Below are 11419 nucleotides of genomic sequence, written 5' to 3'. Positions count from 1 at the left end.
CCCCGGCCCCCGCCGCGCCCGCCGTCCCCAAGGACGCCGTCGTGCTGCGCTGGAACCTCGTGCAGGACGTGCCCGTCTCGTTCCGCCTGGACCTCGCGCTGGACCGCAACGCGCCCGTCCCCGAGTCCGCCCCGGCGGAGAAGCCCGGCAAGGCCGACAAGAAGAAGAAGGGCGCCAAGGCCGCTCCCGCCGCGGCATCGCCCAAGGCCGCCGCGAATGGCCCCGTCCCCACCGAGTACACCTACGTGCTCCAGCTGGACAAAGCCGGTGAGCGCCACCTGCGCATGACGCCCGGCGGCGGCGCGCCGGAGGACGCCGCCTTCAGCGACCGCGGCTTCATCATCGACGGGCTCCAGGGCCCCGCGCGCAACTTGGCCACGCTGGTGCTGGAGCTGCCGCGCGACCCCGTGCGCCCCGGCGAGACGTGGTCCCTGGGCACCGAGCTCACCACGCCGGACGCCCTGGGCACCCTGTTCCGCCGCGCCCCCGGCGGCGAGCGCCACAACCGCGTGAAGCTCGTCTCCGTCACCCCGGGCGACAACGGCGAGCAGGTGGCCACGCTCGAGTACGACCTCGTGGAGCAGTTCGGCGGCACGCTCAGCGCCCCGCGCGCCATGCCGGCCGGAGCCAGGAAGGGCCCGCGCCAGCCCGGCGCCGAAGGTCATGCCACCGAGGTCGTCGACGAGCTGGCTGACGCCCCCGACGCCCCCACCACGACGCCGCAACCCGGCACCGAGCTGGGCGCCACCGTGAAGGTCACCGGCAAGGGCGAGTTCCTGGTGAAGGCCGGCCAGTGGCGGTCCTGGGAGGGCACCCTGTCCACCGCCCTCAACGGCCCCGCCAGGCCCGCCGTGAACCTGCCCGTGGGCACGTACCAGGCCCGCCTCACGCCCGTGAGCGCCCCCCAGGCTCCGGCAGCGCCCCAGGCCCCGGCAGCGCCCGCGCCTACCGCGACCCCGCCCGCGCCGTAACGGACGGGCCGTCCGACGCGCGCACCAGCCGCACCACGGCGTCCACCCACTCCGGGTGGGCGTTGAGGGACGGCACCAGCGTCAGCGACTCGCCGCCCGCCTCCACGAACTGCTCCTTCGCGCGGAGGCCAATCTCCTCCAGCGTCTCCAGGCAGTCCGCCACGAAGGCCGGGCACATCACCGCCAGCCGCTTCACGCCCTTCGCCGCCAGCTCCGGCAGCACCAGGTCCGTGTAGGGCTTCACCCACGGCGTGCGCCCCAGCCGCGACTGGAAGGACACCGTGTAGCCGCCCTCCGGCAGCGCCAGCCGCTGGGCCAGCATCCGCGCCGTCGCGAAGCACTGCGCGCGGTAGCAGTGCCGGTTCGCGTCCGTGATGGCGTCGCAGCACCCGGCGGACGCCAGGCAGTGCTGCCCCGTCGGGTCGCTCTTGCGCATGTGCCGCTCCGGCAGCCCGTGGAAGCTGAACAGCACGTGGTCCGCGCGCGTGTCGGCAATCACCGGCCGGGCCACCGCCGCGAACGCGTCCAGGAAGCCCGCGTCGTCCCAGAAGGCCGGCACCGCGCGCACGTTGGGGACGTCCCAGCCCTCCGCCAGCACCTCATAGGTGCGCGCCAGCGACGACGCCGAGGACGACGCCGCCTCATGCGGGTACAGCGGCAGCACCGTGAACTCCGACACGCCCTTCGCCCTCAGCCGCGCGATGGCGTCCGGCAGCGACGGGTTGCCGTAGCGCATGGCCAGCTCCACCTCGTAGTCGCCCCCCAGCTGCTCCCGCACCCGCGCCTCCAGCGCGCGGCTGTACACGAGCAGCGGCGAGCCCTCCTTCGTCCACACCTTGCGGTACGCCTCCGCGCTCTTGGCGGGGCGAAAAGGGAGGATGAAGAGGTTCAGCAGGAACCAGCGCCCCACCGGGTGGACGTCGATGACGCGCGGGTCGTTGAGGAACTCGCGCAGGTAGCGGCGCACCGGGCCGGACTCAGGCGCGTCCGGCGTCCCCAGGTTGACGAGCAGCAGTCCCCGCTTCGTGGTCGGCACAGGCATGCGCGATGTCTCCGGAGGCGCCTGTCAGTGCAGCGCGTGCGGCAGCGTGAGCGCGAACTCCGCGATGCGCGCCTCGAAGCGCGTGCCGTCCGGGCGCTCCATCTCATACGCGCCGCGCATGGTGCCAAACGGCGTGCGCAGCATCGCCCAGCTCGTGTACTCGAACCGTTCGCCCGGCTTGAGGTGCGGCTGACGGCCGACCACGCCCTCGCCCTTCACCTCGTCCACGTGCCCCTGTGCGTCGGTGATGACCCAATGCCGCGCGCGCAACTGCGCCGGGGCCGAGCCTTCGTTGAAGAGCTCCACCTTGTACATGAAGGCGAACTGCCCGGACTCAGGCGTGCTGCGCTCCGGCCAGTAGGTCGGCTCCACGGTGACGCGGATGCCATCGGTGGTGACGGTGGACATGGCGGGAGACTTGGCAGCGACTCCCGCCTGATGCAAGCGAAACGCAGGAGCCCCGTCAGCCGCGCTCCTGCTCCCGGGCCTTGTCCGCTTCCGCCACCGCAGCGGGCTTCTCCCCTTCCGGCGGCTTGGGGAACACCAGCGACGCCAGGATGGCCACCAGCAGGCACCCGCCAATCACCGCCAGCGAGATGCCGATGGGAATCTTGTACCAGTGCTCGATGAGCATCTTCACGCCCACGAAGGCCAGGATGACGCCCAGCGCGGCCTTCAGCAGGTGGAACTTCTCCATCAGGCTGGAGACGACGAAGAAGAGCGAGCGCAGGCCCAGGATGGCGCAGACGTTGGACGTGTAGATGATGAACGGGTCCTTGCTGATGCCCAGCACCGCCGGGATGGAGTCCACGGCGAAGAGCAGGTCCGTGGCCTCCACCACCATCAGCACGATGAACAGCGGCGTCACCTTGCGGCGGCCGTCCTCGTGGACGAAGAAGCGGCTGCCGTCCCCCTGGCGCGCCACCGGCAAGAGGCGCCGGGACATCTTCACGATGAAGCCCGCCTCCGGGTCCACGTCCCCGTCGTCCTTGGCCCAGAGCATCTTGGAGGCCGTGTAGACGAGGAACGCGCCGAACAGGAAGATGAGCCACTCGAAGCGGGCCACCAGCGCCGTGCCCGCGATGATGAGCCCCGCGCGCATCACGAACGCGCCCAGGATGCCCCAGAAGAGCACCCGGTGCTGGTGCTGCGGCGGCACCCGGAAGTAGCCGAACACCATCAGGAAGACGAAGAGGTTGTCGACCGACAGCGCGTACTCCACGACGTACGCCGTCAGCCACTCCAGCGCCGGGCCCTCGCCGCCGTAGCGCCAGATGCCCCCGCAGAACGCGAGGCTGATGCTCACCCACACGAGCGTCCACAGCGTCGCCTCCTTCGGCGACACCGCGTGCTCCTTGCGGTGGAACAGCCCCAGGTCCAGGGCCAGCATCGCCAGGACGAAGACGTTGAAGGCCACCCAGGGCCAGAGTGTGTGGGTCATCACGCCCGCTGCCTACTCCGGGACGGGCCCGGCGGCTACTCCCATTCCGTCGCCGGCCGCCGCAAGACGACCAGGGAACGCCCCACCGCCTGGACCTTGCCGCCCGCCGGGGTGTGCGTGCGCAGGGACTCCCCCGTGGCCGCGGTGTCCACCACCAGCTCCCAGTCCGCGCCCCACTCCAGCGCGGGCAGCATGAAGGTGATGGGCTCGTGGTGCGCGTTGAGCAGCACCAGCAACGTGTCCCCGACGATGCGGTGGCCCTCGTCGTCCGGCGTGGCGATGGCGTCCCCGCCCAGCAGGAAGGCCAGGGAGCGCACATAGGGCTTCTCCCAGTCCTCGCGCTTCATCTCCTTGCCGTCCGGCCGGAACCACGCCAGGTCCTTCAGCTCGCTGTCCCAGATGTGGGCCCCGCGGAAGAAGCGGCGCTTGGACAACACCGCCTGCTCGCGCCGCAGCTTGATGATGCGGGAGGTGAAGTCCAACAGCTGGCGCTGCTTCTCGTTGAGCTCCCAGTTCACCCACGACAGCTCGTTGTCCTGGCAGTAGGCGTTGTTGTTGCCCTTCTGGGTGCGGCCCATCTCGTCGCCCGCGACCAGCATGGGCACGCCCTGCGACAGGAAGAGGGACGCCAGGAAGTTGCGCTTCTGCTGTTCCCGCAGCGCGTTCACCTTGGGGTCGTTCGTCTCCCCCTCCACGCCGCAGTTCCAGGCGTGGTTGTCATTGGCGCCGTCGCGGTTCTCCTCGCCGTTGGCCTCGTTGTGCTTCTGGCTGTACGTCACCAGGTCGTGCAGCGTGAAGCCGTCGTGTGCGGTGACGAAGTTCACGCTCGCCGTGGGCTTGCGGCCGGACAGCGCGAACAGGTCCGAGCTGCCCGTCAGGCGGGAACCAATCTCCGCCGCCTGCCGGTCGTCGCCCTTCCAGTAGCGGCGGATGGTGTCGCGGTACTTGCCGTTCCACTCGCTCCACAGCACCGGGAAGTTGCCCACCTGGTAGCCGTAGTCCCCCACGTCCCAGGGCTCCGCGATGAGCTTCACGCGGCTCAGGACGGGGTCCTGGTGGAGGATTTGAAAGAAGGCCGCGCGGGTGTCGTAGCCGTGCCGGTCCCGCCCCAGCGTCGTCGCCAGGTCGAAGCGAAAGCCGTCCACGTGCATCACCTCCACCCAGTAGCGCAGCGAGTCCGCGATGAGCTTCAGCGCGTACGGGTGCGTGGCGTTCCACGAGTTGCCGCACCCGGTGAAGTCCATGAAGTAGCGCGGGTCCTTCTCGCTGAGCCGGTAGTACGCGCCGGCGTCCAGCCCCTTGAAGGACAGCGTAGGCCCCAGGTGATTGCCCTCGCAGGTGTGGTTGTAGACCACGTCGAGGATGACCTCGATGCCCGCGCGGTGCAGCAGCTTCACCATCCCCTTGAACTCAGACACCTGTTCGCCCAGCGAACCCGACGCGCTGTAGCGCGCGTCCGGAGCGAAGAAGCCCAGCGTGTTGTAGCCCCAGTAGTTGGAGCGCCCCTTCTGCGTGAGGAAGGGCTCGTCCACGAAGGCGTGGATGGGGAGCAGCTCCACGGACGTCACGCCCACGCGCTTCAGGTGCTCGATGGTGGCCGGGTGCGCCAGGCCCGCGTACGTGCCGCGCAGGTGCTCCGGCACGCGCGGGTGGAGCTTCGTGAGCCCCTTCACGTGCGCTTCGTAGAGGACCGTCTTGTGCCAGGGGACCTCGGGCCGCTTGTCGTCCTCCCAGTCGAACCCGTCCGACAGGATGACCGCCTTGGGCACGCCCCAGGCGTCGTCCTGCGTGTCCATGACGAGGTCCTCGTCCTTGCCCCCGTGCACGTACCCGTGGATGGGCGCCTTCGGGTCCACCTTGCCGTGCAGCGCCTTGGCGTAGGGGTCCACCAGCAGCTTGTGCGGGTTGAAGCGCAGGCCCTTCTTGGGTTCATACGGCCCGTGAACCCGCAGGCCATAGAGGCAGCCCGCGTGCACGCCCGGCATGTACCCGTGCCGGACGTGGTTCGTGGTCTCCAGCAGCGGGAAGCGGCGCGTCTCCTTCGTGGGGTCGGCGGGGTCGAAGAGACAGACCTCCACCTTCTTCGCGTGCTCACTGAACACGGCGAAGTTCACGCCCTTCCCGTCGTACGTGGCGCCCAGGGGGAACGGCTTCCCTGGAAGCACCTCGGCCCTTCTCATCCAGTGCTCCTCTCCAGCAGCACCACCGGGAACTCCGCGAAGAGCGGCCCCAGGGCCAGCCCCACGCCTCCCGGCCCCTGCTGGGGACGGACGGGGCGCCCGGTGAAGACATTGCGGAACATCATGCCCGCATATGCCTCCGGAAGGTCCAGGAACGTACCGTCGTACACTTGCGCCAGCCCCCCGGACTCCAACGCCTCCAGGGTGTAACGCGGCGCGCAGGCAATCAGCACGCTGTCACCGTGCGTGCGGGCGAAGCCCACCGCCGCAGGCGAGCGCGGCCCGGACAGCTCCAGCGCCTCGTAGCCGCCCCCGCGGAAGAGGTCCGCGTACTTCTGGCGCAGCCGCAGCGATTCCGCCAGGACGAAGAGCTTCACCTGCCCGTCGTCCATGTCCTTCGCCAGCCGCGCGCACAGGGCCGGCCGGTCCTTCGCCGCCGCGTCGTCCAGCGCCGCGAGCAGCCGCTCGCGCAGGGCGTAGTCCACCGGCCGGCGGTTGTCCGGATCCACCAGCGACAGGTCCCACAGCTCGCAGCCCTGGTACGTGTCCACCACGCCGGGCGAGGCCAGCTTCAACAGCAGCTGTCCCAGCGCGTTGTGCTGGCCCGCGCGCTCGATGCGGCGCTTGAAGGCCTTCACGTCGTCCAGGAAGGCCGCGCTCTTCGCGGGGTCGAAGCACGCGTCCACGAAGCGCGCCATCGCGTCGTCATAGGCGCCGTCCGGGTTGGTCCACGACGTGCGGACCTTGGCCTCCTTGATGGCCTTGCCCATGTACTCGCGCACGCGGCGGTGGAACTCCTTCAGCTCGGCCTCGGGCACGTGCTCGCCCATGGGCCACGCGCCCACCACCGTCTGGAAGAAGAGGTAGACGTCGTTGGACGACGGCGCGGGGCCGGAAGGCAGGTGGCTGACGAAGGGCTGCGTCAGGTCCGCCCAGGCGCGCGCCCGCTCCCGCCAGACCTCCGGCAGCTCCGTGAGGACGTTGATGCGCGCGCGCACGTCCTCACTGCGCTTGGTGTCGTGGGTGCTGGAGGTGAGCATGCTCGCCGGCCAGTGCTCCGCGCGCTCCTGGTTGCGCTGGTGGAAGGTGGGGGCGCGCATGCCGAAGTGCTCCGGCTCGCCGCCCACCTCGTTGAGGCTCACCAGCCGGTTGTAGATGTAGAAGGTGGTGTCCTCCAGGCCCTTGGCCATGACGGGGCCCGTCACCTGCTGGAGCTTCATCGCGAATCTCAGCATCACCGCCTTCTCGTCGTCCCCCACGTTCTCCGGGTAGCGGCCCAGGAGGATGTCGCGCAGGAAGTCGAAGATGGACGCGTTGGTGTTGGGGTTGCGCTCCTTGGCGCGCTGGAGCGTCCATTCGATGTACTGCACGTCGCGCACGTCCAGCTCCGCGCGCCAGCCGTCCACGTAGGTGCGGTAGACGGGGAACAGCGCGATGAACTCCACCAGCGCGCGCCTCAGGCTGTTGAGCGTGAAGTCGCGCGTGCGGCGGTTCATCTCCGAGATGCGGTTGAGCTCGTGCGCCAGCACGTTGATTTCGCTGGCCATGCTCACGCGCATGATGAGCAGCTTCTTCTGGTACACGAGCTCCGCGAAGTCCTGCGTGCCGCCCGCGAAGCGCTCGTACGTCTCCGTCAGGTGCGCCTCCGCGGCCGGGTGCACGAACAGGCCGCTCACCGCGTTGGCGAAGCGGTAGCCGGTGGTGCCATGCACCGCCCACGCGTCCGGGATGCGCTCACGGCCGCCCTGGATCTTCTCCACCGCCACGAAGAGCGCCTTGCGCAGCGGGCTGTCCGGCGTGTCCATCACCTCGCGCCGCCACTTCGCGCGCAGCAGCGTCTCCACCTCCGGCCAGCGCGACGCGTCGCCTTGCTTTTCTTCCGCGCTGAACCGGGCCCGCGCGCGCTCCAGGAAGAAGCGCTCCTGCAAGTCCAGGAAGTAGGCGGTCGGGTCGAAGAGGCCGTCCGGGTGGTCGATGCGGAGGCCCGTGACGCGCTCGTCGCGCAGCCAGTCGAAGATGAGCTGGTGCGCTTCCTGGAAGACGTCCGGGTCCTCCACGCGGATGGCGGCCAGGCCGTTGATGTCGAAGAAGCGGCGGTAATTGATCTCCTCGCCCGCCACGCGCCAGTGCGCCAGCCGGTAGCTGCACTCCTGCAACAGCGCGTCCAGCATGTCGAAGGAGCGCACGTTGCCGGGCGTGCCGTTGAACACCCGGACGTTCTCCTCCACGTACGCCGCCAGCTCCGGGCTGTCCGCCACCACCACGCCCAGCCGCCGCTTGATGACCTCCTTCTCGCGGTGCCGCTCCATCACCTTCGCCGGGTTCACCTCCGTGCGCGGCGGCAGGTGGTCCAGGGCCGTCAGGATGGAGAGCAGCTCCACCAGGTGCGTCGACTCCGCGCCCAGCTGCTTCTCCAGCCGCTCCAGGCCGTGCTTGAGGATGCTCGCGTACTGGCGCGGCGCCACCGGCAGCCGGTGGTCGTAGTAGTGCAGGTAGAAGGCGCCGGACTCGTAGGACAGCTTCAGCTCGCCGCGCTCCAGCACGATGCCGTACTGGTCGCCCAGGATGGGCAGCAGCACCTTGTCCGCCAGCTCGTCCTTCACCGGCCGCCAGTCCACGTCGAAGAACTTCGCGTAGATGGAGGACGGGCCGTTCTCCAGCACGTCCAGCCACAGCCGGTTGTCGCGCTCGATGCCCATGTGGTTGGGCACCACGTCCAGCACCTGCCCCAGGCCGTGCTCGCGCAGGGCGTCACAGAGGGCCGCGTGGTCCTCCGCCGTGCCCACCTCCGGGTTGAGCCGTTGGTGGTCCACGCAGTCGTAGCCGTGGGTGCTGCCGGGCGTGGCCTTGAGGTAGGGCGACGCGTAGAAGTCGCTCACGCCCAGCCGGGCGAGGTACGGCACCAGCGCCTTCGCCTGTTGGAAGGTGAAGTCCTTGTGCAGCTGCATCCGGTAGGTGGACAGCGGCGTGACGCGGCGCGATCGCAGCTCGCGCCGCACCTGCTCGAAGAGCGCTTCCGCCCGCGCCTCCACCGTCGTGTGCGTGCCATCCGCGTCCGCCTGCTTCGCGGAGCGCTCCCCTGCCTCGGAACCGTCGTGGAACATGGGGCCCAGAGGTAGGCCCGACGCGGCGCGTCCGCCAGCAGGCAGATGCGCCTTCGCCCCCTTTTCAACGCTCCTGGCGAGCGCCTGGACGGCAGGGAAAAAGCGGAGGGCCCGTCCCGCGCGATGCGTGACGAGCCCCCAGGGTCCTTCGGGCGACCGGCGACGGCCCCGACGGGCCCTGCACCGTTCAGCTCAGGTGCTTGTTCACCAGCGCGGTCATCTCGAACATGGTGACGTTCTTCTTGCCGCCGAAGATGGGCTTCAGCTTGTCGTCGGCGTTGATCTGGCGCTTGTTCTTCGCGTCCTGGAGGTTGTTCTTCTTGATGTAGTCCCAGATCTTGCTGACCACAGCAGTGCGGGGCAGCGGCTTGTTACCGACGACCGCCGCCAGCTCGGGAGAAGGCGTCATCTCCTTCATGAACGCGGCGTTCGGCTTGCGGCCCGCGGCCTTCTTCGCGGCAGGGGCCTTCTTGGCGGCGGGAGCAGCGGTCTTCTTCGCAGCGGCTTTCTTGGCGGCCATTCGTCTTGTGTCTCCTCCCCTCCGAAGGGGACGTTGCACGGCGTGCTTGCATCTTCAAGCTAGAGCCGATGGCGCGTAGTAGCACGGCCTAGAGCGAAAAACAGCGTCCATCGCGCGCTTTTTCCCTCTGGGGCTCCTCGAAGCGATGGATTCGGAGCCTAGAACTCGGCCCCGCAGCGCATTCTTCCCTCGGGAACGGAACCCTCGCGACGCGCCCGGAGCCCTAGAAACCGGCTCCGGAGGCCGTTTTCCCTCGGGGATTGTGCCTCGCGACGCGTCCGGAGGCGGAAAGTCGGCATCCGGAGCACGCTCCTCCTCTAGGAAGAAGGGGCCCATTTCGGCGGTGGACGGGATGTGGCTTTTCGGATGAAACAGCACCCATGAATGCCCTCATCACTGGCGCCGGCGGCTTTTTGGGGACCTGGCTCGCGCGGGCGCTGGCCGCTCGCGGCGACCGTGTTTCATGCCTGTTGCGCCCCACCACGGACACCCGCGAGCTGGAGAAGGCCCTGGAGGGCCACCCCTGGACGCGGGTGGTGGGCGACGTGACGGACCCCGGTTCGCTGGCCCCCGCGGTGAAGGGCGTGGACGTCGTCTTCCACCTGGCCGGCATCCGCCGCGCAGCGCAGCGCGACGAGTTCATGCGCGTCAACGCGGAGGGCACCCGCCTCATCTGTGAGGCCATGGCGGCGCTTCCAACGCCCCGTCCCCGGCTGGTGATGTGCGGCTCCCTGGCCTCCCACGGCCCCTCCACCCCGGAGCGGCCCCATGTGGAGGAGGACGCCTTCCATCCGCATGAGTGGTACGGCGAGAGCAAGGCGGAGGGTGAGCGCATCGCGTTCTCCTTCCAGGACCGGCTGCCCGTGACGGTGATCCGCCCGCCGCGCATCCTGGGGCCCGGGGACCGGGAAAACCTGACCTTCTTCAAGCTGGGCAAGAAGGGCATCCGGCTGGAGCTGGCCGGAGGCCCCCGTCCCCTGTCCCTGGTGGACGTGGAGGACGTGGTGGACCTGCTGCTGGTCCTGGCCCAGAAGCCGGAGGCCCTGGGCGAGGCGTTCTTCTGCGCGGGCCCGGAGCGGCTGACCCTGGAGGAGATGCAGGACCTGGGGGCCCGGGCGCTGGGGTTCCAGACGCGCACCTGGCGCCTGTCTCCCTCGGTGCTGACGGCCCTGGCCACGGCGGCGGACGGAGTGACGCGCCTGACGGGCCGGAAGCTCCCCCTCAACCGGAAGCTGGCGCGGCAGCTCCTGGCCCCGGCCTGGACGTGCTCGGGGGCCAAGGCCGAACGCCTGCTGGGCTTCCGTCCGCGCCGTGGGCTGGCGGAGTCCATCACTCGCAGTGGTGAATGGTATCGCGCGCAGGGCTGGTTATAGACCCATGCCCCCAAAGGGCCGGCAGGCCACGCTGGTCCGTCCGCTTTCGTTGACCGCACCCCCCCCAGGATGGGAGGAAGCCCGACCGCCCATGCCCCCCAAAGTGCCCGCCAAAGCCGCCTTCTTCGACGTCGACGGGACGCTGGTCCGGACGAACATCGTCCACGTCTACGCCTATTACGCGACGAACCGGGGCTCGCTCCGGGGCATCGCGGGCCGCACCCTGGGGACCGCCCTGGGGCTTCCGGTGTTCGGCATCCTGGATGCCGTCAACCGCAAGGCCTTCAACGAGTTCTTCTACCGCTACTACTCGGGCCTCAGCGAGGACCGGCTGGTCACCATCGCGGAGGACATGTTCGAGGACGTCCTCAAGCCGGCGCTGTATGAGCAGACGCAGGACCTCATCGACGAGGCGCGTCGTGCTGGCTGCCGCATCGTGTTGGTGACCGGAGCGCTGGACTTCACCATGCGCCCCCTGGCCCGGCACCTGGGCTGCGACGACGTCATCGCCAACAAGATGCAGTTCGTGGGCGGCAAGGCCACCGGCAAGGTGATTCCGCCCATCATCGAAGGCGCCAACAAGGCCAACGCCATCCGCGCCTACTGCGAGCGCGAGGGCCTGGCCCTCAACCAGTGCCACGGCTACTCGGACAGCGCCTCCGACTACGCCATGCTCGCCGTGGTGGGACGGCCCACCGCGGTGAACCCGGACCTGCGGCTGCGCTCGCTCGCGCGCGCGTACAACTGGCCCATCCTGGACCTGAAGTAACCCCCCACCCCTTTCCGCC

9 protein-coding genes are annotated in these 11419 nt (G+C 69.5%); 3 read left to right on the top strand and 6 right to left on the bottom strand.

The window, feature by feature from the left end:
* Positions 1 to 971, top strand: a 971-nt coding sequence (locus tag D7W81_RS42605; protein WP_158621755.1) for a hypothetical protein, incomplete at its 5' end; no start/stop codon positions are given.
* Here D7W81_RS42605 and hemH read toward each other — a convergent pair.
* The 6 genes from hemH to D7W81_RS35025 all read right to left on the bottom strand — a co-directional run bounded on the left by hemH (position 946) and on the right by D7W81_RS35025 (position 9258).
* Complete coding sequence (gene hemH / locus D7W81_RS35050; RefSeq protein ID WP_120559733.1) at positions 946 to 2013, bottom strand: ferrochelatase; 1068 nt, start codon at positions 2011 to 2013, stop codon at positions 946 to 948. The two genes, D7W81_RS42605 and hemH, sit on opposite strands and share 26 nt — an antisense overlap.
* Positions 2014 to 2037: 24 nt before the next feature.
* Positions 2038 to 2421: a Co2+/Mg2+ efflux facilitator ApaG/CorD gene (gene apaG, locus D7W81_RS35045; protein WP_120559732.1), complete on the bottom strand. Its 384-nt coding sequence runs from the start codon at positions 2419 to 2421 to the stop codon at positions 2038 to 2040.
* A 55-nt stretch (positions 2422 to 2476) separates the two neighbouring features.
* Positions 2477 to 3454, bottom strand: a complete 978-nt coding sequence (locus D7W81_RS35040) for a TerC family protein (RefSeq protein ID WP_120559731.1) — start codon at positions 3452 to 3454, stop codon at positions 2477 to 2479.
* Between the two features lie 35 nt (positions 3455 to 3489).
* The gene (glgX, locus tag D7W81_RS35035; protein ID WP_120559730.1) at positions 3490 to 5634 is read right to left on the bottom strand and encodes a glycogen debranching protein GlgX; all 2145 of its coding nucleotides are present in this window, start codon (positions 5632 to 5634) and stop codon (positions 3490 to 3492) included.
* The gene (gene treY / locus D7W81_RS35030) at positions 5631 to 8738 is read right to left on the bottom strand and encodes a malto-oligosyltrehalose synthase (protein WP_208721580.1); all 3108 of its coding nucleotides are present in this window, start codon (positions 8736 to 8738) and stop codon (positions 5631 to 5633) included. The genes glgX and treY overlap by 4 nt, the downstream gene beginning before the upstream one ends.
* A 187-nt stretch (positions 8739 to 8925) precedes the next feature.
* A complete protein-coding gene (locus D7W81_RS35025; protein ID WP_120559729.1) occupies positions 8926 to 9258 on the bottom strand; it encodes an SWIB/MDM2 domain-containing protein in 333 nt (110 codons plus the stop codon).
* Between the two features lie 380 nt (positions 9259 to 9638).
* On the opposite strand from D7W81_RS35025, the gene D7W81_RS35020 reads away from it, so the two are divergent.
* Together D7W81_RS35020 and D7W81_RS35015 are read left to right on the top strand one after the other, a co-directional pair.
* The gene (locus D7W81_RS35020; RefSeq protein WP_120559728.1) at positions 9639 to 10631 is read left to right on the top strand and encodes an NAD-dependent epimerase/dehydratase family protein; all 993 of its coding nucleotides are present in this window, start codon (positions 9639 to 9641) and stop codon (positions 10629 to 10631) included.
* Positions 10632 to 10734: 103 nt separating this feature from the next.
* Positions 10735 to 11400: an HAD family hydrolase gene (locus tag D7W81_RS35015; RefSeq protein ID WP_120527701.1), complete on the top strand. Its 666-nt coding sequence runs from the start codon at positions 10735 to 10737 to the stop codon at positions 11398 to 11400.
* Positions 11401 to 11419 lie beyond the last annotated feature (19 nt).

Origin of the sequence: Corallococcus aberystwythensis (genome assembly GCF_003612165.1) — a bacterium.
GTDB lineage: Bacteria > Myxococcota > Myxococcia > Myxococcales > Myxococcaceae > Corallococcus > Corallococcus aberystwythensis.
The sequence above is the reverse complement of the archived record's forward strand: the minus strand, read 5'-3'. Positions and strand labels throughout refer to the sequence as shown.